Raw genomic sequence first — 22,529 nt, 5'->3', positions numbered from 1 at the left:
GCTCTACCAACTGAGCTATGCGCCCGGAACAGGGTCCGGAAAATGGGCCATCGCAAGAGGGCGTCGTTTAGCAAAGCGACCTTCCGATGTCCAGCAAGCCTGTGGGCTTTTTCCGTCTCCTGATGCCCGGCCTAAATGGCGGAAACTGCCCCGGATTTTGGCGTCCCCGGCCACGGAGAGATGGGGGTGGCGGACAGGCCCCGCAATGGCGGGGCGGACTTGCGAGGCCCAATCTACGGGGAGGAGCGAGGCGCGCGCCCGGCGAGGCCCCCGCGCCTTGCGCAAGAGGCCGCCGGATGACCCGGCGGCCCTTCTTTCACAATGATGATGCCGATCGACGAATGGAGAACGAGCGTCAGAGCCGCTCGGAGTCGGGCCCGCGATCGCGATCGCCGCCAAACCTGTGCTGGAAGCGTTCGCGCCAGCCTTCGCCGTGATGGTGGTGCATCAGCATGGCGAGCCGCCGCTTCTGGCCGTCGTCGAGCGTCTTGTAGAGCGGATCGGCGGCGTCGGCGACCTTCTTCAGCGCGGTCGCGGTTGCGGCCATTCGCTCGGCGCGATCGCGCCAGCGCGTCACCGGATCGGGCATTGCCTGATCGTTGCCGCTGGCGGCTGCGGCTTCCCGCGCCTTGGCGCGATCGATCCTGATCTTGACGAGATCGCGCACCGCGCTCTCGACCGGCGGCCACAGCTTTTCCTGCTCCGCGGTCAGCTTCAGTCCGGCATGGACACCGGCGATCTTTGCGTCCGCCAACGCTGCCCGGTCTTCCGCGCTCAGCCTTCCGTGCCGCATCAAATCGATATGGTCGGCGAACATCTCGATACGGTCGCCGAACCACTGATGCTGGGCGTACACCGCGGTCGTGCCGGCGATGGCGAGCGCGGCGATGCCGGCGATAGCAAACTTCCTCATATCAACCTCCCTCGGTGGAGGGGATTTGACTACCCATCTTGGCCCGCGGGTTCGTCAGGCGAATGTCAAATCCTCAACTCCACCAGAATATTGAATTTGCTGGTGGCCCTTTAATTCCAGCATCCGCAGAAGTGTCAGCCGAGAAGGGATGCGAACATTGGAATTGGAGCACTCGTGGATGCAAGCATGGGCAAAGGCGCCTTCGCAATCAACTTACAGTTCGGCAACAGAGCCCTCTCTTACCAAAGTTTAATTCCGTTCACGATTGGAAACACTCTTGGTCGTGACGATCAAATTGATGCAGATCAATGTCATGCCACTCAAATCATGCCGAGCAGCCGCGGCAGCCACAGCGAAATCTCGGGCACATAGGTGATCAGGCCGAGGAAGACGAGCATCGCCAGCAGCCAGGGCAGCACGGCGATTGTAATCTCGCTGATACCCATCTTGGCAATACCGCTTGCGATATAAAGGTTAAGGCCGACCGGCGGGTGGCACAGCCCGACCTCGGTATTGACGATCATCAGCACGCCGAGATGCACCGGGTGGATGCCGATCTTGGTCGCCAGCGGATAGAGGATCGGCGCCATGATCAAAAGGATCGATGACGGGTCCATGACATTGCCGGCCGCGAGCAGGATGACGTTGACGACGAGCAGGAAGGTCCAGACGCCGAAATTCTTGTCGATGATCCACGCCGCCATTTCCTGCGGGATCTGCTCATGCGTCATCAGGAACGAGAACAGCACCGCATTGGTGATGATGTAGAGCAGCATCGAAGACATGCTCGCCGCCTGCAGCAGCACCTTGCCGACTTCCGAAAGCTTCAATTCCTTGTAGACGAACACGGTGATGAAGAAGGCGTAGGTCGCGGCGACCGCGGCCGCTTCGGTCGGCGTGAAGACGCCGCCGTAGATGCCCCCCAGCACGATCGCGATCAACGCCAGCCCCCAGACGCTTTCGCGGAACGCCTTTACCTGCTGGCGGAACGTCGCCTTCGGCATCTTCGGATAGTCCCGGCGCTTGGCGATGAAGAAGGTCACCGCTGCGAGCATCAGCGCCAGCAGGATGCCGGGCACGATGCCGGCGATGAACAGCGCGCCGATCGAGGTGTTGGTGGAAACGCCGTACAGCACGAGGATGATCGAGGGCGGCACGAGGATGCCGAGCGCGCCCGAGGTCGAGATCACGCCGACGCCAAAGCGCTTCGGATAGCCGTGCTCGACCATCGCCGGCAGCATGATCGAGCCGATCGCCACCACCGTCGCGACGCTCGAGCCGGAAATCGCAGCGAACATCGCGCAGGCGGCAACGCCTGCCAGTCCCAGCCCGCCCGGCAGATGGCCGACCAGCGAGGTCGTGAACACGATCATGCGCCGCGCCACCCCGCCGCGGGTCAAGAACGTGCCGGCGAGAATGAAGAACGGGATCGCCATGATCCCGAAATTGTCGAGGCCGGAAAACAGCTTCAGGCCGACGCTTTCGATCGGCACTTCCGTCATCGTGAACAGGAACGTCAGCACGGTGAGGCCGAGCGAAATCGAGATCGGCATGCCCGTCAGCATCAGGGCAAACAGCAGGCCGAAGATGAGAGCCGCGCTCACTAAGCTTCTCCCATCGCAATCGGCGCGTCGGGAGACGTGACCTCGATGCCGTCGACATTGGTGGCATCGTGATGCGGCAGCTCACCGGTCCAGAAAAAGCTCCAGGCCACCTGCAGGAAGCGGAAGCACATCAAATACGAGCCGAGCGGAATGCAGGCATAGACGATCCAGCTCGGAATCTCCATGTCGGGCGAGACCTGGTCGGTGGACATCAACTCGATGACGAACTTCGCGCCCATGGTGCCGACGATGGCGGTGAACGCGACGCCACCCATCAGGCCGAACAGGATCACCCATTTGCGCGGGCCGTCCTTGAGCCGCTTGATCAGCACGTCGACGCCGACATGGATGCCGGTGCGCACGCCATAGGCCGCGCCGAACTTCGCCATCCAGATGAACATGTAGATGCAGAGTTCCTGCGACCAGGTGAGATTGATCCAGAACAGGTAGGGATAGAGGATCGGCACATCGACGAGGTAACGATGAACCACCGTGATGAACGTGATCAGCGTCGCCGCGCCCATCAGGCTCGCGATGATGATCTCCTCGAGCCTGTCGAGAATGCGTAGAAACATTACTATCCCCCCGTCACGGCCGGATGGTTTTATACGGCCATACGCTCCGGTCTAGTCCCACCTCTCCCGCTTGCGCGTTCTTATCCCTCTCCCTTGCGGGGAGGGAAGGTGAGCGTAGCGAGCCAGGGTGGGGGTCCACAAACATCACTCTGATCGCCGGCGTTTCAACCCCTGACGCCCCCCACCCGACCGTTGCTTCGCACATAGCCGACGCGAAGCATCGGCGTTCTTGCTTCGCTTAGCACGGCGACCGGAGGTCGCCTATGCACCCTCCCCACGCTTACGCGGGGGAGGGATGAGAGCGCACTTGGCCCGTCGCGGCCGACCAAATCAATGCATCGCGCTGCGGCCCGTCTCCTTCATGAACTCGTCGATCAAAGGCTGGCCGACGCGATTGGCGACCTCCTTGTAGACCGGCATCAGCGCCTGGCGCATCGCCTCGTTCTGTTCGGGCGTGAGCGTGATGATCTCGGTCTTGCCGGACTTCTTGATCTCTTCCAGCGCCTCTTCGTTTTCCTTGGCCGACTGGCTGTTGCCGAATTCGGTCGCTTCCTTCATCGCCTTGGTGCATTCCTCGCGGATGTCGCCCGGCAGGCCGTCCCAGAATTTCTTGTTCACGACCACGACATAGCCGATGTAGCCGTGATTGGTGATGGTGGCGTATTTCTGCACCTCATGCATTTTCTGGGTGTACATGTTCGACCAGGTGTTCTCCTGGCCGTCGACCACGCCGGTCTGCAGCGCCTGGTAGACGTCGGAGAATGCCATCACCTGCGGAATTGCGCCGAGCGTGCGGAACTGCGCTTCCAGCACCTTGGACGACTGGATGCGGAATTTCAGGCCCTTGTAGTCGGCAGGCGCAATCAGCTTCTTGTTGGCCGACATTTCCTTGAAACCGTTGTCCCAGTAGGCGAGACCGGTCATGCCCTTCTTGTCGAGCAGCGTGAGCAGGCGGGCGCCGAGCGGGCCGTCGGTGACTTTGCGCAGCGTCTTCAGGTCCGGGAGGATGTAGGGCAGGTCGAACACCTCGAACTCCTTGATGCCGATGGGGCCAAACTTGGAGTTCGACGGCGCCAGCATCTGCACGGCGCCCAATTGAAGGGCTTCGAGTTCTTCCTTGTCCTTGTAGAGCGTCGAGTTCGGATAGACTTCGACCTTGACCTTGCCGTTGGTGTATTTCTCGGCGAGTTCCTTGAACTTTTCGGCGGCCTTGCCCTTCGGCGTATCCGCGGCCACGACGTGGCTGAACTTGATCACGATCGGCGATTGCGCCTCGGCCGGTCCTCCCAGCACCAATGCGGCGACCGATGCCGCCGCCAAAATCAGGTTTCGCATGTTTCCTCCCGTTTTCTTGACCGCCGGGAAGGCACGCAACGCACGGCCCCCCAAAGCTTTTTGCCCACTTCGCCGCATCTTTTAGTGAGAAGGTGGGCGAAAGGCCATTGCCCGTTAGCAGGGAGGCGCGGAATATGATGCTGCGATGCAGCAAATCACTTTCCTGTCCCGGACGCGGCGCGGCGCGTAGCGCAGCACCGCTGAGCCGGGACCCACTTCGAAACAACGCCTCTGGGTCCCGGCTCAGCGTCGCGGCCATAGCGCGTCGAAGACGCGCGTAAACGCGCTGATGGTATGCCGCAACGCGTCCGGGACACGAGGTCTCGTTTGCACACACCCTCGCCTTCCCGCAGCGCGTTTCGCCCGGGTTGTTGACATCATCGCGTCCTCGAAAATCGGAGGGCGCAGGGAAAGCCGGGCGCCTCAGTGCACCCGCAGCTCCGCGTGCAAAAGTAGAAAGCACGCAGACAAGTCACCACAGGTTCACCGGAAGTAGTCCGGCCTTCCCTGCGCGATGGTGTTACGGTTTCCTTCGTGCTCTCCCCGGTGATCGGGCTTCTTGTCACCGTCGCCGGCCACGATGCGTCAAGCACCATCGCCAACTTGACGCCAGCGTCGAGGCGTCAGGACCACACGACTTTGCCGTCCGCCGGTCGTTGCGTTCGTCTTGCCGCACGCCAAGCGTCCATCGCATCCCGCACCCAACACCCGTGACGACCGCGAAGCGCCCCTCTTTATCGGATGCAAGACGCGCGGAAATCTGCCCGTGATTTGCCCGACGCCACAAGCAACGCGGCTTGCGGCAAATTAACGCGACGGGCAAATCACCTCGCGCGCGGGAAATGCGGTCAAGGGTTTCTCGCGTCTAATCCGGGACAAATGCGAAAGCAGCCTTGCGTGCGCCCACAGGTTGCGCTTGGATAGAAGCGGGACTTGGGGGAAATCAATGAGAAGACTGGCCGTGCTAGCGCTAACGCTAGCCTTGGTGGGCTGCGCGACGATCACCAAAGGAACAACTCAAACGATCGCCATCGATACGCCGGGCGTTCCAGGAGCCCAGTGCACCATCCAGACGCCGAGCGGTCCGCGGGTCGTGTCTACTACGCCAGGCAACGTGACGCTCGACAAGGGATCGGCGGCGCTGCCAATCACCTGCACCAAAGCATGCTACGTCATGGGATCAAGCATGATCCCCTCAAACACCGAATCCATGGCGGCCGGAAACATCATCTTCGGAGGCGTGATCGGGCTTGGGGTGGACGCAGCGACCGGGGCCATGAACAAGTACCCCGACATGGTAACGGTTGCCATGACGCCTGACCCCGCCTGCGGGTCGTCTCGGCAACCCCGGCGCCGTCGACCACAAAACGATCAAAGCGACTGAAGGAGACGAGCATACCCCTGACATTAAACTTCCATTGGGAGGAAGCACCGGAGTCGAAGACTTTGAGCAATCCGGGCCCAGCCAAGCCGCGGTCGTCGTGTTGGGGCGTCGTCAACCGCTGGGTCAGCAATCTCCCGCCGCGGCTGGCTGTGCTTCGCCCCGTTCGACCTCAGCATCCCGACAGGTCGCACACTTCCAATACCTTCAACGATTGCTCCAAAACACAATTGGCAAACTCGCTGTTGCCGGTACAGGTGTCCACGGCCTTGTTATTTTGATCAGTGACGCAGTCAGCATAATTGTGCTCCTTCACGTCACCGAATTTTTTCCGAAATTTGGCCTGGCAAGCCTTGCTCGCTCTTGCGGTCTGCTCAATCCACTTGCCACGGTCAAGGGCCTGCGCGTGAGCGACCCCGCCAAGCAACATCGCGATAATCAAGATGGACCGCATGCTGTCATCTCTCTTTCCGCAGCGGCCAATGCGTCTACGGTGTGGGTCCGGAAGCCGCTGCCCAAACCCCTGCTGGTTCGCCGATGTGCAATCTCTATAGCATCACCACCAACCAGGCCGCCATCGTCGCCCGCTTTCGGGTCGTGAACCGCTACGTCGGCAATCTAGACTAGCGCCGATGCCGGGCGTCTTTCCGGACTACCCTGCCCCGGTGATTTCCTGCTAAAGTCCCGGTGGTGAGTTTCGCAAGGACCGGCTCCGGTGGCCCAAAAACCATTCTTTCTGATTTTGAGGGACGACAACGCTGGCACCTTTTCAGTCGAAGGCCCGATGACTGATGATCGTTCCTGGATTTCTCAGATTGTAACTGCTCAACGCGCAGGCCGGAAGGTTCGCTGCGTGGCGGCGACCGGGGCTACTCGGGAAGAGTGCATCAAGAACTGGCTGGCATCCAATCCTCGAATGAAGCTCGTCGAGCCGGGCATGTTGCCTTGACGTTGCCGAACGCGGTGGTCGAGCCGATCCATGAGAAGGCGATGCCGGTGATCCTGACGACGGACGAGGAGCGCGACATCTGGCTGCGCGCGCCGTGGGACGAAGCGAAGGCGCTGCAACGGCCCCTGCCCGACGACATGCTGAAGATTGTCAGACGCGGCGCGGACAGGGAAGATCCCGCCGCCGCATGAATGCCGGCGAATCTGATGCTGGAAGAGTTACCCGTTTTCCAGGACGTCGAGCATCGTGTTGCAGGCCCCTTCGGCGTCCGTGAAGGTGTTAAACGGAGAACCGATGACCTTGACCGCGCCTGTTCGCGAATGAAGCGATCGCCATGATGCAAGGAAGCCGCGACGTCCGTGAAAGCCGGGGCCGGACGGACTTGCGAATGTAATGACGAACGAAACGTCGGAGCAGCTTGCGCTCCATACGTCCATGTTTTCGACGGCCTGATGAAATTGCAGAGACATATTCGAGAACCCCACTGAATCCCCAAATCTCGCCTACGCGTATAATCCCCCTGATTCCTGCGGTGATTTTCAGGGCCAAAGTTCGGTATTTTTCAGGGCCAAATACGACCTTTTTGGATTTCGTTAACCCACTGTTAACCATACATATCCACGCTCCCGGCGGGGCTGGGCTCGATGGAGCAACGGCATGTCGGGGAATGAAGAGCAGGCAAACCTGCTATCGGCGTTCGCCTTGATGATCGGTGGTGCGTTGGGCGCTGCCGTGCCAATGACCCTTGTGATCATCTGGATTTGCGCGTGACAGCGCTTTGCTTTCGCTGCGCCGCGAGCTGCTGAAGTCGCGGCTCGAGCGGTGCCGTCATCGGCGCCGACACCCCTGACGATCGCGAAGCGTCCCTCGCGTCGGATGCAGCGCGCGCGGAAACCTGCCCGTGATTGCCGGAAGGCCACGGGCAAACGCGGCTTGCGGCGGATTAACGCTGCGGCCAAATCACGTCGCGCGGGCGAAATGCCGTCAAGCGGCTAACAGGTCGTCCGGACCGTGGCTCGGCCTCCCCTTGCATGCCGCCGATCCGCGCGTTATATACTGAACCACATGGTTCAGTATACGCGAGCCCGCCTCGATGCCTCATTCGCCGCGCTCTCGGACGCCACCCGACGCGGCGTTCTGGAGCAGCTTGGACGCGCCGACGCTTCGATCACGGACTTGGCCTCGAAATTCCACATGACGCTGACGGGCATGAAGAAGCACGTCGGCGTCCTGGAGCAGGCGGGGCTCGTCACTACAAAGAAGGTCGGGCGCGTGCGGACCTGCAAGCTCGGCCTGCGCGGACTTGAGAAAGAGGCGGCATGGATCGAGAGGTACCGCCGGCTTTGGGACGCACGCTTCGACGAGCTGGACAAGGTTGTCGAGGAATTGAAACGGAACGAGTAGGTCGATGGACGCAGGAAGAGAGAGTGAGATCACCCCATGAAGAACCGCACGACGGTGGAACGGAAGTCCGAGCGCGAGCTGGTCGTTACGCGAATCTTCAACGGCCCGCCGCGCATCGTGTTCGAGGCCTGGACCAGGCCCGAGCTGCTCAAGCGGTGGTGGGCACCGAAGTCGTTTGGCGTGTCCTTCCTGTCCTGCGACGCCGATGTTCGTACGGGGGGAACCTACCGTTTCGTGTTCGGCCACCCTGCCTCGGAGCAGCCCATGGCGTTCTTCGGCCGGTACATCGAAGTGACGCCGCATTCCCGCCTCGTCTGGACGAATGACGAAGGTCGTGAAGGTGGGGCCGTCACCACGGTGACCTTTGAAGAAAAAGGGTGCCAGACGCTGGTCGTCATGCACGACCTCTATCTCTCGAAGGAAGCTCTCGACGATGCCATCGCCTCCGGGAGTACCGGTGGGACGGGCGAGACGTTCGAGCAACTGGACGAGCTTCTCGTCACACTAGTGTAGTGGATTTGATATTCGCTCCCCCTAAGGGGCGTCGCAGGTTCCCCGGCAGTACGCGGCGGCTGCGTTTCCCTATGGCGGTGTCCGGATGACTGGAATGATCAGGCAGTAGCGTGCGCCCATCCGCGACGCCCACGGCCTGCACGGCCGCCAAATGACGATCCGTTGTGTGAATTGCGACACACACCCTGGCCGCGAATCACCCTAGGTTGAGGTACCGCCTTGGACGGCGGTTCCTCCCTTAACTTGGTACCCGTCGCAAATGACGGGTTCTTTTTGAAGTATCTTGCACCTGATTGCCAACGCCATCAGAGCCGCGGTGGCGCGGCGCTTGCGAGGAGGAAGACGGCACGGCCAGGTTCGTCGTTGCCATGAACCAGTCCCTGGACGGCTACGTCGACCATGAGCGTTTTTGTTGAGGTGCGATAACGCGCCGGCGCTCCGGGAGAACGATGCGCCTCAAGCCTTGTTTTGATCGAGTCGAACGTAGGGACCCGTCTGGATTCGACGGATCACCGTCGGCAGGTCCTCTTCGAAATTGACGAGGTGATCCTTGCCGAACAGGATTGCCGCTCCGCTGCTCTGTCCGGGTACGACCATCAAGATCTGGTCGAGGTTTACCAGGACTTCCCTTGAAGGTGGTCCGGGTCGTTTCAATACGATAAAGTCAGCCACATCTCGCCCCTCACCAACAACGATTTAGCCGCGTGGCGTACTGTAGACGATTCTACAGGCGGCAGACATAGCAACCGGACCCGCCGACGCGATGTGCAACCTCCGGCGGCGCATCCGGACTAGTTCCTTTGCGCGGATGAAAAAGGCGCAATAGCAACAACATCCCACACAAACTGAAAGCTACTCCCCAAGGCACCCCCTGTCCGCCGGGGAGCGAGCGACGGATGGTCCCGGACTTCGGTGATGCAGTGCCGGGACCATCCAACTGAACGTTCGCATCCTCCTCGAAGCCTGCACGTTTGCGAATGTGCGGATCAAACAACCGCTGGCACTCGTGCAAATGACAGTTTTATTGAGGGTGGTTCTCCTCTGCGTGTCCCGGACGCGTTGCGGCATGCCGAAAGCGCGTTCACGCGCGTCTTCGACGTGCTATGGTGCTTCGCGAGAAGCCGGGACTTAATCTGCGTCGAAAAATGGACCCCGGATCAGCAGCGCATCGCTAAAGCGCTGCGCTGCGTCCGGGGAACAGCACCATCGTCGCGCCTCCCCTCACACACGCATCGAAGGCGGCGCCAACACCCGCAGGGAAAGGGTCGAAGGCCGGGCGTCGGCATCCCTCCCCCGCGAAAGCGTGGGGAGGGGTATCGCATATGAAGCGCCTTCATCCCTCCCCCGCGAGCGAAGCGAGTGCGGGGAGGGTGGCCGTTGCGAAGCAACGGTCGGGTGGGGGTGGTCATTTTCTCGCAAATCTCCTGACGCGAGAGTTGTTTTTGAAAACCCCCACCCTGGCCTTCGCTTTGCTTCGGCCTTCCCTCCCCGCAAGGGGGAGGGAGAAGAAAGGGCCAGCGCGGTCACATGCGATATCCTCCCCACAAGGGGGGGATCAGAAGGAGAGCCCTCACCCCGCCGCTTGCGCCGGGATATCGCGCGCGCGCTTCATGACGATCTTGTTGAGCGCGCCCAGATAGGCCTTGGCGGAGGCGACCAGCGTATCCGGATCGGCCGCGCGCGCGGTCATCGAGCGGCCCTCATGCGCGAGCCGCACCGACACTTCGGCCTGCGCGTCGGTGCCCTCGGTCACTGCATGAACCTGATAGAGTTCGAGCTTGGCCTCGTGCGGCACCAGGCGCTTGATGCAGTTGAACACGGCGTCCACCGGACCGTTGCCTTCGGCTTCCTCGATCCTGATCTGGCCGTCGACGTCGAGTTTCATGGTGGCGCGCTGCGGGCCGTGCGTGCCGGCGATCACGGTCAGCGAGGCCAGCTTGATGCGATCATGCGAAGCTGCGATCTCCTCGTCGAGCAGCGCCTCGATGTCCTCGTCGTAGATGTCCTTCTTGCGGTCGGCGAGCGCCTTCATCCGCACGAAAGCATCCTCGATCTGGTTGGCCCCCAGCTTGTAGCCCATCTCCTCCAGCTTGTGGATGAAGGCGTGGCGGCCGGAATGCTTGCCGAGCACCAATGACGACTGCTTCAGGCCGACCATTTCCGGCTTCATGATTTCGTAGGTCGATGCATCCTTCAGCACGCCGTCCTGATGGATGCCGCTCTCATGCGCGAACGCGTTCCTGCCGACGATCGCCTTGTTGTACTGCACCGGGAACGAGGTCGCCGCCGACACCAGCTTTGATGCAGCGGTGAGCCGCGTGGTGTCGATCTTGTTCCAGTACGGAAACTTGTCGTTGCGCACCCGCATCGCCATCACGATCTCTTCGAGCGCGGCGTTACCGGCACGTTCGCCGATGCCGTTGATGGTGCATTCGACCTGGCGCGCGCCGCCGGCGACACCGGCCAGCGAATTGGCCACCGCCATGCCGAGATCGTTGTGGCAGTGAACCGAGAACACGGCCTTGTCGGAATTCGGCACCCGCTCGATCAGCGTGCGCATGAAGTGGGTATATTCCTCCGGCACGGTGTAACCCACGGTGTCGGGAATGTTGACGGTGGTGGCGCCGGCCTTGATCACGGCCTCGACGATCCGGCACAGGTAATCCATTTCGCTGCGCGTGCCGTCTTCCGCCGACCATTCGACGTCGTCGATCTGGTTGCGCGCCCGCATCACCATGGCGACCGAAGTCTCGAGCACCTGCTCCGGCGTCTTGTTCAGTTTCACGCGCATGTGCAAGGGCGAGGTCGCGATCACGGTGTGGACGCGGCCGCGCCTGGCAAACTTCACCGCAGCCGCGCAACGGTCGATGTCGTCAGGATGCGCGCGCGACAACCCGGCGATGACGGCGTTCTTGGAGCGGCGGCCGATTTCGCTCACCGCCTGGAAATCGCCTTCGGAGGTGATGGGGAAGCCGGCCTCGATGATGTCGACGCCCATGTCGTCGAGCATCTCGGCGACCTCGAGCTTTTCCTCAAACGTCATGGTGGCGCCGGGGCACTGTTCGCCGTCGCGCAAAGTGGTGTCGAAAATAACGACGCGGTCCTTTTCGGACTTCGGAGCTTGGGTCATCTGCTTATTCCTTTGGGTCGAAAGCGCTGTCTCTATCGCGCGCTGAAAGGGTTTCTCGACTTGGCGATCTGGCGAACCCCTGAGTGCCCAGGCGCAAACCGCCCAGACGGCCCTCAGGGGCCGATAAGAAGCAGAAGCCCGCCGAGAAGCAGGGTGGGCAGGGACGCAGGCAAAATCGGATTCCGAGCCGCGGCAATGGCCGCCTGCCCCTGAATTTCGATCATTTTGCCGCGAATCAGCATTGCCAAACCCTTTGAGTGCGACCTTCAGGCAAAACCATTGACGCTTGGTTGCGAAGATCGCCTCTCAACGCCCCTTCTAGACGAGTTCGGCGCGAAATCGCAACGCCAAAAGATGGTCAGCAAGCGTGACCTAATCGCGGCAACGTGGCGAATGCGCGCTCCGGCCGCGCCCGGCATTCCCCGATCGTCTTATTTGCCGGCCTTGGAGCGCGAGGTTGACGATTTCGCGGCGTGGCCTGCTTCCGGCGGTTTGACGCTTGCGCCGCCGGCGACCGGCACAACCTCGCCCAGCGTCGCGATCGAAGACTGCGAATTGACGGCCGCCTTCGGGTGATCGCGGTCGATCAATTGCTCCTCGCCGAGGCCGAGCGCGACGAGGCGCTTGGAGGAGATCCGAAACGTCGTCACCAGCGCGTCGCGGATCGCTTCGGCGCGGCGCTGGCTCAGCGCCAGGTTGCTGTCGCGCTTGCCGTTGGCCTCGGTGCGTCCCACGATCAGCAAGATCGACGACAGCAGCGCCGGACTGCTCAGCGCATCGGCGAGACGGCCGACCGTGCGATAGGATTCGGGACGGATCACCGGCGAATCCGGATTGAACTGAATATCGATATCGATATGCGGCAGCTTCCTGAGCTCGCGCGACAGCGGCGGACGCTTGAGCGCCACGTTATCCGTCTTCTTCTTGATACGCTCGGCGGCCTGCTGGCGCAGCGCGGGCACGTCGAGATCGGCGGGCGCTTCAAGGCCGGAGAGCGCGCTGACGATCGCTTCCGCTGTCGGTCCCTCCTGCGACCACGCCACCGGAACGGCGAAGACCGTCATCCAGCCGCCAAGGCCGATCAGGCAGAAAAGCCGCGCGAAGCCGGGAAACCCCATCAGCGGTACCCCGCCTGGCCGAGCGCCTGGTTGCAGCCCCAGGTCAAGCCCCTGGTCGGCGCCTTCAGCAGGCAAGCGATGGTGTCGCCCGGCTTGCCTTGCGCGTCCGCACAGAGCTTCTGCTTGTCGCGCAGGCACGCCTTGCCGACGGCGCCGCGCGCGGCGATGCGCTTTTGAATCGCGTCGAACGACTTGATGTAGTCGGTGCGGCATTGCGCGGAGATGCTGTCCGCGTTGCGCGACAGGCATTCGCGCAAGCGCGGCGCGTCGAGACTGACGCCAAGGCAGTTGTCGCCGATGTCCTTGCCGCAGCTTTCGGCAAGCAGCGCCGCCGAGTTCTCGAAGCTCACGGTTTCGGCGGCCATGGCGGGTGACACCATGGGTGACATGGCAAACGATGCCGCGATTACAGCGGCCGGTAGCGCAAGGAAGACAGCCCGAAGCATGGCGTCATCTGACCTGATGCCCCTCTGGACCGTCAAGGCCGCAATAGGGCGCGGGTTGTGTTTAAGGCCGGCTTTCGCCTACGGCGTCACGCAGCGGACATAACGCCGCCCGCTCGACGCGCGCGTATGCGGGCAAGTGACATAGCCACGGACCTGCACCGAATAGGTCTGGGACGGATAGGGCATTACCTGGTGCTGCGGGTTGCTGCCGAGCCATCCGGCGGCGCCGACGCCGGCGGAAAACGGCTCGCTGGCGAAATTGCCCGGGAAGACGCCGTTGGTCGGGAAATCGCGCTGGTCGTCTCGGTTGTCGTAGAAGAAGAAGCTCGCCGTATTGCCGTTGCCGTAGCGCTCGTGCCCCGCGCCATAGATCACCTGGGCCTGGGCCGGGCTGCTCGCGATCGTAGCCGCAAAGGCCGCCAACAGAATTGCCGTTTTCAAGCTCATCGCCCTCACCTCACCAGCCCACGAACGGCGGCCGGGCCGTCCCCCAATCGCCCTTCCAGCCTGTCAGCCTTCCCCTTCGGAATTGCAGATAGAGCCCGTCGCTTCGGATCGTGAGCGCGCTGCCCTTGACGTTCGGCAAAGCCAGCAGGAGTTCGTTGCCGGGACGGCCGCGAACATGGCTCAAGGGCACACCGAGCGCGACCGAGGCTTGTTGCTCGCTCATGCCAAATGCCAGCGGCGCGCCGGGTACAGCCGCGGGCTGAGCCTTGTATGCGGCCGATGCCGACGCGATGTTCGCAAACATGATTGCTGCCGTCACCAAACCGACATTCAGGCGTCGCGGCGTCAAGCCAAAGGATATCAGAAGGCTGTTCGGAAGGCTTTTCGGCATGTCCTGGATCCGCTTCTCTCGCGCTACCCACGATAGATTCAAAGCTCCAGCCGCACAATGACGGGGACCGCCGGGATGAAATTGGCCCACACTTTCGCATTCGCTTGACTTCCATGCAGGCGCATTTAGAAACGTTTAAGCCCTCCTGAGCATAGTGGGTTTGAAGGCACGCATCGGCACGGCGGCGTCGAAGGCCTTCCGGATCGCTTAACAGCGATCTGGCCAAAACCCACTCCCAAAGACCAGCGCGATCCACCGGGACCCTTTTGTCAAAAAGGGGTCCTTCACGTCTTGAGACGAGGACGCGACGGCGATGCGACAGGATCAGTGGAAATCCCAGGTGCTTCAGGAATGGGATCGTTGGCTCCAGGCCCAGCCAATCGACCCCACGGCGCCGACTGCCCGCGATACGCTGAAATTCTTCTGCGAACTTCAGGACAGAAGCTCCCCGCTTCTGGATTTCCGCCCTGGCCGGCGCGACAAATGGCAGATCATCCACGCCTGGTTGCACCATGCGGGACGCGTCCCCGATTAGGCACGGGGCGCCCGACAAAATAATCTTTCATTGAATGGTCTACCGGCGAGGTTCTTTTCACCTCGCGCCAATGCGGCAGGCACAGGCCGCCCTCTCTCAGCCCTCTGCGAGTTTTTCGTAAGGCGTGAGGAATTGCTGGGCCCATTCGCCGTAAAGAGCGCAGATCCGCTGCGAATGCGCGATGAAATTCTCACAGGCCTGCTTGGCGAATTCGCCATGGACCTCGATCGCCTCTTCGAACGAACGCACCGCCATCAGCCGCTCGACGAGAAAACGCCCCGCCAGCCAGGACTTTCGCGTGTAGTCGCCATGGGCAAGCGCGATCGCCGAAAGACTCGTGGTCTGCTGCGCCACTTTACGCACTTCCGGCGGAAGCACTTCGCCGCTCAAGGCCGCATCGGGAGCTTTTTCGATCATCGCAGCGACCGGCACGGCATCGTCCGGCGTGACTTCGTTCAGCGCTACGTCGGCCTGCGCCGTCTCGGCCGGCGCACTCTCCGCCTGCGGAACTTCGGCTGCGGCGGCCTCAATCGCCGCCGCCATCATGGCGCTGACCGGCTCGGCCGCAACGCTCACCTGCGCGGGCGCGGCTTGCACCTTTGCTTCGGCTTTCGCGGCCTTTCGATCCGCCTTGCGGCTGCGCGAACGCGGCTTGACGGGCTTTTCTTCTTGGGTCGTCGGCATGATCACACTCCAATCACATGCAGTTGTAGCGCGCGCCACAAAACGGGAGGACTTCGCCGTGATTGCGTTTGAAACGCGGTTGTCGCTTGTTCGTTGCGCGGCGTTGATGTGACCGGACTGTTCCGCACAATGCAGACCCAATTAGCTCCTCCATGGCCGGACTTGACCCTGTAAAGGACGGCTGCGCTTCCGCTTGCCTATGTTCCGGCCATCCACGTCTTTCTTCGAGGCTCCAGAAACGTGGATGCCCGGCACATCTGCTGCGAAGACGCGCTTCGCGCTGATGGCCGGGCATGACGACTTGACAATGAGTGCCGGGTTCGTGTCAGGAAGCCTGATCGCCCTGCTCGATCCGTTCCAGCGAGGCACGCAGTTCGGCAACGACCTGATTGTAATATTCGGTGAGCCGCTCCGAGCTCTTCAGTTGCTCGCGAAGCATTTCGGCGTGCGGGGCGCCTTCCGCGCCTTCAGTGGTCACCAGTTCGCCTTCCGAAATCGATGAGGGATCTTGACGTACCATTTTACTCACTCACATGATGGGTCCCAGCGCTGGATACCGTCAGAGAGCGACGGGTTTTTGAGCTTAATGGGGCACTTCCTTGGTCGAACAAGGCCAAACTGCGGCTCCCGTGTCCTGATTCCGAAGTTCGGCGCATCCGGCGTCATCGGATTTTCATAGCGTCAAAAATGAAAGCCGCCTCGATGAGGCGGCTTTCCGATCAAGGATTTCGGAGGGTCGCCTAACCGCCCGCTTCGCACTTCTTCATGAACGAGGTCTTGGCCGCGCCGGCGAGCTTCTTGCCGTCGGAGCTCATTGCCTTGGCTTCGCAGCTGTCGGCCATACACTTCTTCATGAACGAGGTCTTGGCCGCGCCGGCGAGCGGCTTGCCGTCCTTGCCCATCGCCTTGGCATCGCAGCTATCCTGCGCATAGGCCGCGCCACCGGCAAATGCGACCACGAGACCCGCCAGCATGATTTTTCTAAGCATGTTGTCTCCCTGAGAAATGATTGCAAGTTCCCGGATTTGAACCCAGACGATCGTTCCCGGCAAGGGAAAAGCGCGCTCGCCACGGACTTTCAGATGGGGGAGGCCTGTGCGGGAAGCGGAGGCGCGCTCCAGTCGCAAGCTATTCGAAAACGACTTCGATCTGGGTGTCGCGCTTGTGGGCGATCTTGCACATGCGGTGAGCGCCTTCGGGCGCCTTCTCACGTTCGCCTGGCAGCTTTTTTGGCAGTTTTCCTTGCGGCGTTCCTGGCGGCGCTTTTCGCCGCCGCGGCCGGCCTTCGCGCGCCACCTTTGCCCTCGTTCTCGAGCGCCTTGCGAACCACGGCGAATTCCGCGAGCGAAGCCTTGTCGACGCTGGGAAAGCGCAGGTTGAGTCCTTCCAGCGCGCTGACAATGGCCGAGCCGATCACCATGCGGGCAAACCATTTGTGGTCGGACGGCACCACGTACCAGGGCGCACCGCGCGCTGACGTGTGGCGGATGACATCCTGATAGGCCGCCATGTAGCGCGGCCAGAACGCCCGCTCCGTCACGTCATCCATCGAGAACTTCCAGTTCTTCGAAGGCTGATCGAGCCGGTCGAGAAAGCGTTCGCGCTGTTCCTTCTTCGAGACGTTGAGGAAGAACTTCAGGATCACGGTGCCGTTGCGTGAGAGGTAGCGCTCGAACGCCGCGATGTCGGCAAAGCGTTCGTACCAGATGCCTGACGTAACGAGCCTGCGCGGAATCTTCGCCTTCTCGAGCAGTTCGGGATGCACGCGCGTGACCAGGCAATCCTCATAGTACGAGCGGTTGAAGATGCCGATGCGGCCGCGCTCGGGCAGCGCAATCATCGCGCGCCACATGAAATCGTGATTGAGCTCGTGGATGGTCGGTTGCTTGAACGACGTGACCTCGCAGCCCTGCGGATTGACGCCGTCGAAGATGCTCTTGATCGCGCTGTCCTTGCCGGCAGCATCCATGCCCTGGAAGATCACGAGCAGCGACCAGCGATCCTGCGCGTAAAGCCGTTCCTGGAGATCGCTGAGCCGCTTGCGGTTGGCCTCGAGGATCTTCTCGCCGTCGGCCTTGTCGAGGCCGCCCTTCTCGCCGGTCTTGTACGACCTCAAGTGAAATTCGCCCTCACCGTCGAAACGGAACGGGTCGACAAACGGCTTCAGGCGTTCGATGACGGATGACTTGGGCTTCTTGCGCTCGGGATTCTTGCGCTCGGGTTTGCTCATGGCTCTACCGTAGCCGATCTCTAAGAAACGCGGTGACGAAAACCGGCATTGCGGGCCTGAGGTCGGCGCGGCCGCGCACCAGATGCACGGCGCGCAATTCCGGCTTCGTCTGGCGAGCAAGATTGGCTTCAATCCGCGCCCGCAGCGCCTCGGCGGTGCTATCGACGCGCAGAATCCGGATCAGCGCCACCAACGGCCCCGTGAGCACGCAGGTCCAGTGCGCGTCCATGGTGTAGTCGGCGGCATCAAGGCCGGTCTCCTCGGCGATCTCGCGAACGATGCTGCCGGCGAGATCGAGCGCGCCGTCCTTGACGTCGTCGGGATCGGGCGTGCCGGCGGGAAAATAGATGCGCCCGGCATTGGAGGTGTGGCCGGCCATTTCGCCGAGCAGAAACGCGCCGTCGGAAGATTGCAGCGCGCCCATGCCGAAGCCGTTGAAGATGCCGCGGTCGGGAAAACCCCAGTCGCGCCACGCCAGAAAGCTCGCAAAGTCGGTTTCGAAATACTCGCCGGAGAGATGCTCGCGCTCACGGACCGTGTTGCGCCCGAGCAGGATGCGGCCGTTCCACAGTGCCGGTTTTTCGCGCTGCTTCTCGGCAAAGTGCGCGTCGACCTCGCCGCGCCGCTCGCGCGCGAAGGTCCAGTCAAAGCGCCGCACCTTCAGGTCAAGCGTGGAGATGCGATGAATCTCGGGCGTGGTCTTCATCCCTCCCCCTTGCGGGGTCCGAGGCGAGCAAGCTCGCTCTCGAGGTCGGCGAGCGGCAGCGAGCCGGGGTGGGGGTTTTCAATTGCGGTTTCGAATATCGACCTTTGCCTGACGAGACAAGCGCCCCCACCCGACCGTCGCTTCGCGACGGCCACCCTCCCCGCGCGTTCCGCGGGAGAGGGATCAGGCAGCGAGACTCGCCAAGCCGACTTCGACATGCCTATTTCGCACCGCCCGTCGTCTTCCTGGCGCGATCGACGAATTTGTCGGTGTAGGTCTTGGTCACGTCGATATTGGCTTTTGCCACATCCGGCGAACTGGTGCTGAATACAGCAAGCACAGCATCCGCGCCCTTGGGGTCCATCTTGCCGGTCGGCGAATACATCGGGATCGTGCTCTTCAGCGCGGCGAGATAAAGCTCCTTGTTCTTGCCGACCATTTCCGGCGGCATCTTCGCCATGATCTCCTCGGCCGAGTGCGAGTGAATCCAGTCGAGCGTGTTGAGGATCGCGCTTGTCAGGGCCTGGGTTTCCTTGTCGTGACCTTTGATCCACGCCGCGGTCGAATAGAGCGCGCCGCCCGGATATTCGCCGCCGAACACCGCGAGCGTGTCCTTGCCTGTGCGCGTATCGGAAAGAATCCGCAGGTCCGGGTGACTGCCCTGCAGCACGGTGATGGAGGGATCGAGCATCACGGCCGCATCGATCTGGCCCTGCTCCATGGCAGCTACCGCGGTGCCGCCGAGGCCGACGCCGATCACCGCGACGCTGGTGGGATCGACGCCGTTTTTCTTCAGCAGATATTTGAGGAAGAAGTCGGTCGAGGAGCCCGGCGCGCTGACGCCGACCTTCTTGCCCGCGAGATCCTTGATCGACTTGATTTCGCCGGTGTGCTTCGGCGACACCACCACGGCCTCGCCGGGATAGCGGTCATAGACCACGAACGCCACCAGCTCCTGGTGCCTGGCGGCGAGATTGACGCAATGGTCGAAATAGCCCGAGACGACGTCGGCGCTGCCGCCCAGCACGGCCTTCAGCGCATCCGACCCGCCCTTGAGGTCGACGAGTTCGACGGCAAGGCCCGCTTTCTCGTATTCGCCGAGCTGTTTTGCCAATACCGTCGGCAGATAACAGAGGCAGGCGCCGCCGCCGACCGCGATCGTGACCTTGGTCTGCGCCCAGGCTTGCGCTGGAACAAGGCTGGGCGCGGAAATCATGGCGAGCGCGAACAGCGTTGCGGCCAGTTTTTCAAATACGAGTTTCATGATTTTCTCCGGCAAAATCCTTCAAATTGCGCGCACGATAGAACAGGGATTGGCCCGTGAGAAGGCGACGAAAGGTTGACGGTCATTCCGGGATGGTGCGTAAGCACCAGACCCGGAATCTCGAGATTCCGGGTTCGCTCATTTCATTCGCGTCCCGGAATGACGGCCATCAAGTGGCCGTCACCCCCTCACCTCGGCGGTGTTGGTGGGGCGCCAGACGAGGAGGCGCCGCTCGACCAGGCTGACGAAGACGTCGATCAGGATGACGAAGGCCGACAGCACGAACATGCCGGCAAACACGCCGGCGACATCGAACACGCCTTCGGCCTGCTGGATCAGGTAGCCGAGGCCGGCGGCCGACCCCAGATATTCGCCGACCACCGCGCCGACGACGGCAAAGCCGACCGAGGTGTGCAGCGAGGAGAACATCCACGACAGCGCCGAGGGCCAGTAGACATGGCGCATCAGTTGCGCCTCGTTCATGCCGATCATGCGCGCGTTGTCGCGCACGGTGGTCGAGACTTCCTTGATGCCCTGATAGACGTTGAAGAACACGATGAAGAACACGAGCGTGACGCCGAGCGCGACCTTCGACCAGATGCCAAGGCCGAGCCACAGCGCGAAGATCGGCGCCAGCACCACGCGCGGCAGCGCATTGGCCATCTTGACGTAGGGGTCGAACACGGCGGCGACCAGCGGCTTGCGCGCAAACCAGAAGCCAATGGCGACGCCGAGGAACGACCCGATCGCAAAGGCGAGAATCGATTCCCACAGCGTGATGGCCAGATGCTTCCAGATCACGCCGGTGACGAACCAGTCGACGATCTGGCGGATGACATCGGTCGGCTTCGAGAAGAAGAACGGCGGCAGTACCGTGTGGCCCATGATCGGAACGGTGGCGAAGAATTGCCACAGCACGAGCGATACGATCGCGACCAGAACTTGCAGGGAAAGAAGCGTCACACGGGACATGTTGGATGTCTCTTGATCCCTCTCCCGCGGAACGCGCGGGGAGGGAAAAGAACGGCGGAGCAAGGTGAAGCAAACATCACGGCTTGGAGAACGTGCCGATCAGCCCGGTGGCCTGCTTCACATGGCCCTCGAGCGCCTTGATCACCTGGTCGCGGGTGAGGCCGGCGGCGAGCGCGGTCGGCTCGAGATCGGTCGCCATCAGCGTCAGCGTGTAGTGGTGAATCGGTCCGGGCGGTGTGCAGGGGCCGAAATAATGCGGCAGCTTCATCAGGCTGGCGCCGCCGACATATTTCTTGCTCTCTTTGGATACTTCGCCCTCGGCAAAGCCGGTAACGTCGGCAGGAATGCCATAGGCGACCCAGTGGCTGACGCCGCCGGGCGGACGCCCCTCCGGATCGAACATCAGAAGCGCGAAGCTCTTGGTGCCTGCGGGCGGGTTGGACCAGTTCAACGCGGGCGAAATGTTCTCGCCGACGCAATTCGGATTGCCTTTGGCGTTTCCGGCGAATTTCGTCGCCAGCCGCTCGCCATCCTTGAAGCTCGGCGAGGACAGCGTGAACACGCCGTCGGCGCTGGCGGGAGTAACGCTTAATGCCGCGAACGCCACGGCGCCGGCGAGAATTGATCCACGTAGAAACATGACATCTTCCCTTTTTGTTTGCCTTGTTTTGCCTTTGCCCCGAGGGGTCGTTTTTGGCGGGCGGAGTGTAGCGGCGGCTCCAATCGGATCAAGCTGGCTTGCCCACGGGGCTGGCCATCGTGACAAGGGCGTGAAAGGCCTGCCACGTCGTCCCTGCGAAACGCGGGGACGACGAAATCAGGTGCCGGTCGTTGCCGTCGTCGATTGCGCGTAGCCCTTCATCACCTCGTCCTTCAGCGCATCCCAGATTTCCCGATGCAGGTCGTGGAAGGCCTTGTCGAGCTTCACTTCGGTGATGTCGCGCGGGCGGCCGAGGGTAACGCGCCAGTCGCCGATGATGCGCGCGCCGGGGCCGGCCGACATGATCACCACGCGATCGGCAAGCGAGATCGCCTCCTCGAGATCGTGGGTGACGAACAGCACCGCCTTGCGGTCGGCGCTCCAGAGGTCGAGCAGGAGATTGCCCATGATCTGGCGTGTCTGGGCATCGAGCGGGCCGAACGGCTCGTCCATCAGCAGGATCTTGGGGTCGCGGATCAACACCTGTGCGAGACCGACGCGCTTGCGCTGGCCGCCGGACAGCATGTGCGGGTAGCGATGGGAAAAGGCGCCGAGGCCGACCTGGGCGAGAAAGCCCTGCGCCCGCCCCAGCGCCTCGCGGCGCGGCACGCCCTCGACCTCGAGCGCAATCGCGACGTTGTCGATCGCGGTCTTCCATGGAAACAGTGCATCGGCCTGAAAGAGATAGCCGGCCTGCCGGTTGAGGCCCGAAAGCGGCGCATCGAAAATCCGCACGCTTCCTCCGGCCGGCGCCAGCAGCCCTGCGGCCACGTTCAGCAAGGTCGATTTGCCGCAACCGGTCGGCCCGACGATAGCGACGAACTCGCCCGGCGCGACGGCCAAATTGGCCTTCTCGACCGCCGTGTAGACGCGCGCGCCCGTGAGGCGAAAGGCGACCGTTGCGTCCTGCAGCGCAACGGCCGTCGGCACCGCGCCTGTTGATGTCAATTCTGCCGGCCCAGGCATTTCCACCCGTCTGTCCCTCGATGTCTCTCGAAGCTTGGAGGATGGCTTAGCCAATGCAACGGATAAGTTCAACGAGGGTCGGGATTCTCTTCTCCCTGCCCTTAGTGCGGTGAATTTGAAGTTCCTATCAGTTTCGCGGTGACCTCGTCATAGGAACTTCAAATTCTAAACCGCACTAGAATCATATAATTGGCTAGTGCTCCTTTGATTCCGAAGTTCGTAAACGTGGAGCCGCAATATGATACGAACTTCGGAATCGGAGCACT

At 62.0% G+C, this 22,529-nt stretch carries 26 protein-coding genes and 2 pseudogenes; 7 read left to right on the top strand and 21 right to left on the bottom strand.

All coding sequences use genetic code 11. The features are described 5' to 3' along the window. Positions 1-355: 355 nt before the first annotated feature. The 4 genes from M6D32_RS22855 to M6D32_RS22840 all read right to left on the bottom strand — a co-directional run bounded on the left by M6D32_RS22855 (position 356) and on the right by M6D32_RS22840 (position 4,427). On the bottom strand, positions 356-913 hold the full coding sequence (locus tag M6D32_RS22855) for a Spy/CpxP family protein refolding chaperone (RefSeq protein WP_298260527.1): 558 nt from the start codon (positions 911-913) through the stop codon (positions 356-358). Between the two features lie 320 nt (positions 914-1,233). Next, positions 1,234-2,517, bottom strand: a complete 1,284-nt coding sequence (locus M6D32_RS22850; RefSeq protein WP_298260525.1) for a TRAP transporter large permease subunit — start codon at positions 2,515-2,517, stop codon at positions 1,234-1,236. Next, complete coding sequence (locus tag M6D32_RS22845) at positions 2,517-3,092, bottom strand: TRAP transporter small permease (protein ID WP_298260523.1); 576 nt, start codon at positions 3,090-3,092, stop codon at positions 2,517-2,519. Before M6D32_RS22845 ends, M6D32_RS22850 begins: the two co-directional genes overlap by 1 nt. A gap of 330 nt (positions 3,093-3,422) precedes the next feature. After that, on the bottom strand, positions 3,423-4,427 hold the full coding sequence (locus M6D32_RS22840) for a TRAP transporter substrate-binding protein (RefSeq protein ID WP_298260521.1): 1,005 nt from the start codon (positions 4,425-4,427) through the stop codon (positions 3,423-3,425). 946 nt (positions 4,428-5,373) lie between these two features. Between M6D32_RS22840 and M6D32_RS22835 the strand changes: the two genes are divergently transcribed. Next, positions 5,374-5,811, top strand: a complete 438-nt coding sequence (locus M6D32_RS22835) for a hypothetical protein (protein ID WP_298260519.1) — start codon at positions 5,374-5,376, stop codon at positions 5,809-5,811. 169 nt (positions 5,812-5,980) lie between these two features. Here M6D32_RS22835 and M6D32_RS22830 read toward each other — a convergent pair whose 3' ends face one another. Further along, on the bottom strand, positions 5,981-6,262 hold the full coding sequence (locus M6D32_RS22830) for a hypothetical protein (RefSeq protein ID WP_298260517.1): 282 nt from the start codon (positions 6,260-6,262) through the stop codon (positions 5,981-5,983). Between the two features lie 83 nt (positions 6,263-6,345). Here M6D32_RS22830 and M6D32_RS22825 point away from each other — a divergent pair. The 5 genes and pseudogenes from M6D32_RS22825 to M6D32_RS22800 all read left to right on the top strand — a co-directional run. Further along, positions 6,346-6,479 (top strand): annotated as a pseudogene (locus M6D32_RS22825) (SOS response-associated peptidase); the annotation flags it as partial. A 44-nt stretch (positions 6,480-6,523) separates the two neighbouring features. Beyond that, positions 6,524-6,757 (top strand): hypothetical protein, encoded by a 234-nt coding sequence (locus tag M6D32_RS22820; protein ID WP_298260515.1) that lies wholly within the window; start codon positions 6,524-6,526, stop codon positions 6,755-6,757. Further along, positions 6,757-6,948, top strand: a pseudogene (locus M6D32_RS22815) (SOS response-associated peptidase); the annotation flags it as partial. The gene M6D32_RS22820 and the pseudogene M6D32_RS22815, both read left to right, overlap by 1 nt. An 874-nt stretch (positions 6,949-7,822) precedes the next feature. After that, on the top strand, positions 7,823-8,161 hold the full coding sequence (locus tag M6D32_RS22805) for a helix-turn-helix domain-containing protein (protein ID WP_298260511.1): 339 nt from the start codon (positions 7,823-7,825) through the stop codon (positions 8,159-8,161). A gap of 36 nt (positions 8,162-8,197) precedes the next feature. Beyond that, positions 8,198-8,674, top strand: coding sequence for an SRPBCC family protein (locus M6D32_RS22800; protein WP_298260509.1), 477 nt, complete (start codon positions 8,198-8,200; stop codon positions 8,672-8,674). A gap of 456 nt (positions 8,675-9,130) precedes the next feature. Here M6D32_RS22800 and M6D32_RS22795 read toward each other — a convergent pair whose 3' ends face one another. The 7 genes from M6D32_RS22795 to M6D32_RS22765 form a co-directional block, all read right to left on the bottom strand. Next, positions 9,131-9,271 carry a hypothetical protein gene (locus M6D32_RS22795; RefSeq protein WP_298260507.1) on the bottom strand — a complete coding sequence of 47 codons (141 nt, stop codon included), beginning with the start codon at positions 9,269-9,271 and terminating at the stop codon, positions 9,131-9,133. A 973-nt stretch (positions 9,272-10,244) separates the two neighbouring features. Then, the gene (locus tag M6D32_RS22790; protein ID WP_298260505.1) at positions 10,245-11,804 is read right to left on the bottom strand and encodes a 2-isopropylmalate synthase; all 1,560 of its coding nucleotides are present in this window, start codon (positions 11,802-11,804) and stop codon (positions 10,245-10,247) included. 113 nt (positions 11,805-11,917) lie between these two features. Then, on the bottom strand, positions 11,918-12,046 hold the full coding sequence (locus M6D32_RS22785; RefSeq protein WP_298260503.1) for a hypothetical protein: 129 nt from the start codon (positions 12,044-12,046) through the stop codon (positions 11,918-11,920). Between the two features lie 189 nt (positions 12,047-12,235). Beyond that, on the bottom strand, positions 12,236-12,922 hold the full coding sequence (locus M6D32_RS22780; protein WP_298260501.1) for an OmpA family protein: 687 nt from the start codon (positions 12,920-12,922) through the stop codon (positions 12,236-12,238). Beyond that, complete coding sequence (locus M6D32_RS22775; RefSeq protein WP_298260499.1) at positions 12,922-13,368, bottom strand: hypothetical protein; 447 nt, start codon at positions 13,366-13,368, stop codon at positions 12,922-12,924. The genes M6D32_RS22780 and M6D32_RS22775 overlap by 1 nt, the downstream gene beginning before the upstream one ends. A gap of 78 nt (positions 13,369-13,446) precedes the next feature. Next, on the bottom strand, positions 13,447-13,815 hold the full coding sequence (locus tag M6D32_RS22770; RefSeq protein ID WP_298260497.1) for a hypothetical protein: 369 nt from the start codon (positions 13,813-13,815) through the stop codon (positions 13,447-13,449). A 10-nt stretch (positions 13,816-13,825) separates the two neighbouring features. Further along, positions 13,826-14,206, bottom strand: a complete 381-nt coding sequence (locus M6D32_RS22765) for a hypothetical protein (RefSeq protein WP_298260494.1) — start codon at positions 14,204-14,206, stop codon at positions 13,826-13,828. Positions 14,207-14,519: 313 nt separating this feature from the next. On the opposite strand from M6D32_RS22765, the gene M6D32_RS22760 reads away from it, so the two are divergent. Beyond that, entirely contained in the window at positions 14,520-14,741 is a 222-nt protein-coding gene (locus M6D32_RS22760; RefSeq protein WP_298260492.1) for a hypothetical protein, read from the top strand. Between the two features lie 96 nt (positions 14,742-14,837). Here the strand turns inward: M6D32_RS22760 and M6D32_RS22755 are convergent, their stop codons facing one another. The 9 genes from M6D32_RS22755 to M6D32_RS22715 form a co-directional block, all read right to left on the bottom strand. Further along, the gene (locus tag M6D32_RS22755; RefSeq protein ID WP_298260490.1) at positions 14,838-15,425 is read right to left on the bottom strand and encodes a phasin family protein; all 588 of its coding nucleotides are present in this window, start codon (positions 15,423-15,425) and stop codon (positions 14,838-14,840) included. Positions 15,426-15,750: 325 nt separating this feature from the next. Further along, complete coding sequence (locus M6D32_RS22750) at positions 15,751-15,945, bottom strand: hypothetical protein (RefSeq protein ID WP_298260488.1); 195 nt, start codon at positions 15,943-15,945, stop codon at positions 15,751-15,753. Positions 15,946-16,165: 220 nt separating this feature from the next. Further along, on the bottom strand, positions 16,166-16,414 hold the full coding sequence (locus M6D32_RS22745) for a hypothetical protein (RefSeq protein WP_298260486.1): 249 nt from the start codon (positions 16,412-16,414) through the stop codon (positions 16,166-16,168). Between the two features lie 218 nt (positions 16,415-16,632). Next, positions 16,633-17,655: a polyphosphate kinase 2 family protein gene (locus M6D32_RS22740; RefSeq protein WP_298260484.1), complete on the bottom strand. Its 1,023-nt coding sequence runs from the start codon at positions 17,653-17,655 to the stop codon at positions 16,633-16,635. Between the two features lie 4 nt (positions 17,656-17,659). Continuing rightward, positions 17,660-18,361, bottom strand: coding sequence for an NUDIX hydrolase (locus M6D32_RS22735; RefSeq protein ID WP_298260482.1), 702 nt, complete (start codon positions 18,359-18,361; stop codon positions 17,660-17,662). Between the two features lie 220 nt (positions 18,362-18,581). Beyond that, entirely contained in the window at positions 18,582-19,577 is a 996-nt protein-coding gene (locus tag M6D32_RS22730) for an ABC transporter substrate-binding protein (protein WP_298260529.1), read from the bottom strand. A gap of 228 nt (positions 19,578-19,805) precedes the next feature. Continuing rightward, positions 19,806-20,597, bottom strand: a complete 792-nt coding sequence (locus M6D32_RS22725) for an ABC transporter permease (protein WP_298260480.1) — start codon at positions 20,595-20,597, stop codon at positions 19,806-19,808. Positions 20,598-20,673: 76 nt separating this feature from the next. Continuing rightward, positions 20,674-21,237 carry a YbhB/YbcL family Raf kinase inhibitor-like protein gene (locus M6D32_RS22720; RefSeq protein WP_298260478.1) on the bottom strand — a complete coding sequence of 188 codons (564 nt, stop codon included), beginning with the start codon at positions 21,235-21,237 and terminating at the stop codon, positions 20,674-20,676. 177 nt (positions 21,238-21,414) lie between these two features. After that, positions 21,415-22,263: an ABC transporter ATP-binding protein gene (locus M6D32_RS22715; protein WP_298260476.1), complete on the bottom strand. Its 849-nt coding sequence runs from the start codon at positions 22,261-22,263 to the stop codon at positions 21,415-21,417. Positions 22,264-22,529 lie beyond the last annotated feature (266 nt).

It is taken from the genome of Bradyrhizobium sp. (genome assembly GCF_027307225.1).
Taxonomy (GTDB): domain Bacteria; phylum Pseudomonadota; class Alphaproteobacteria; order Rhizobiales; family Xanthobacteraceae; genus Bradyrhizobium.
The sequence above is the reverse complement of the archived record's forward strand: the minus strand, read 5'-3'. Positions and strand labels throughout refer to the sequence as shown.

Coding starts and splice junctions, on each gene's coding strand:
- M6D32_RS22785 (WP_298260503.1), bottom strand. CDS start 12,046: ATGCTGATTCGCGGCAAAATGATCGAAATTCAGGGGCAGGCGGCCATT.
- M6D32_RS22840 (WP_298260521.1), bottom strand. CDS start 4,427: ATGCGAAACCTGATTTTGGCGGCGGCATCGGTCGCCGCATTGGTGCTG.
- M6D32_RS22795 (WP_298260507.1), bottom strand. CDS start 9,271: ATGGTCGTACCCGGACAGAGCAGCGGAGCGGCAATCCTGTTCGGCAAG.
- M6D32_RS22735 (WP_298260482.1), bottom strand. CDS start 18,361: ATGAAGACCACGCCCGAGATTCATCGCATCTCCACGCTTGACCTGAAG.
- M6D32_RS22755 (WP_298260490.1), bottom strand. CDS start 15,425: ATGCCGACGACCCAAGAAGAAAAGCCCGTCAAGCCGCGTTCGCGCAGC.
- M6D32_RS22730 (WP_298260529.1), bottom strand. CDS start 19,577: ATGATTTCCGCGCCCAGCCTTGTTCCAGCGCAAGCCTGGGCGCAGACC.
- M6D32_RS22800 (WP_298260509.1), top strand. CDS start 8,198: ATGAAGAACCGCACGACGGTGGAACGGAAGTCCGAGCGCGAGCTGGTC.
- M6D32_RS22720 (WP_298260478.1), bottom strand. CDS start 21,237: ATGTTTCTACGTGGATCAATTCTCGCCGGCGCCGTGGCGTTCGCGGCA.
- M6D32_RS22835 (WP_298260519.1), top strand. CDS start 5,374: ATGAGAAGACTGGCCGTGCTAGCGCTAACGCTAGCCTTGGTGGGCTGC.
- M6D32_RS22765 (WP_298260494.1), bottom strand. CDS start 14,206: ATGCCGAAAAGCCTTCCGAACAGCCTTCTGATATCCTTTGGCTTGACG.
- M6D32_RS22760 (WP_298260492.1), top strand. CDS start 14,520: ATGCGACAGGATCAGTGGAAATCCCAGGTGCTTCAGGAATGGGATCGT.
- M6D32_RS22790 (WP_298260505.1), bottom strand. CDS start 11,804: ATGACCCAAGCTCCGAAGTCCGAAAAGGACCGCGTCGTTATTTTCGAC.
- M6D32_RS22830 (WP_298260517.1), bottom strand. CDS start 6,262: ATGCGGTCCATCTTGATTATCGCGATGTTGCTTGGCGGGGTCGCTCAC.
- M6D32_RS22725 (WP_298260480.1), bottom strand. CDS start 20,597: ATGTCCCGTGTGACGCTTCTTTCCCTGCAAGTTCTGGTCGCGATCGTA.
- M6D32_RS22780 (WP_298260501.1), bottom strand. CDS start 12,922: ATGGGGTTTCCCGGCTTCGCGCGGCTTTTCTGCCTGATCGGCCTTGGC.
- M6D32_RS22745 (WP_298260486.1), bottom strand. CDS start 16,414: ATGCTTAGAAAAATCATGCTGGCGGGTCTCGTGGTCGCATTTGCCGGT.
- M6D32_RS22845 (WP_298260523.1), bottom strand. CDS start 3,092: ATGTTTCTACGCATTCTCGACAGGCTCGAGGAGATCATCATCGCGAGC.
- M6D32_RS22740 (WP_298260484.1), bottom strand. CDS start 17,655: ATGAGCAAACCCGAGCGCAAGAATCCCGAGCGCAAGAAGCCCAAGTCA.
- M6D32_RS22805 (WP_298260511.1), top strand. CDS start 7,823: ATGGTTCAGTATACGCGAGCCCGCCTCGATGCCTCATTCGCCGCGCTC.
- M6D32_RS22770 (WP_298260497.1), bottom strand. CDS start 13,815: ATGAGCTTGAAAACGGCAATTCTGTTGGCGGCCTTTGCGGCTACGATC.
- M6D32_RS22855 (WP_298260527.1), bottom strand. CDS start 913: ATGAGGAAGTTTGCTATCGCCGGCATCGCCGCGCTCGCCATCGCCGGC.
- M6D32_RS22750 (WP_298260488.1), bottom strand. CDS start 15,945: ATGGTACGTCAAGATCCCTCATCGATTTCGGAAGGCGAACTGGTGACC.
- M6D32_RS22775 (WP_298260499.1), bottom strand. CDS start 13,368: ATGCTTCGGGCTGTCTTCCTTGCGCTACCGGCCGCTGTAATCGCGGCA.
- M6D32_RS22715 (WP_298260476.1), bottom strand. CDS start 22,263: ATGCCTGGGCCGGCAGAATTGACATCAACAGGCGCGGTGCCGACGGCC.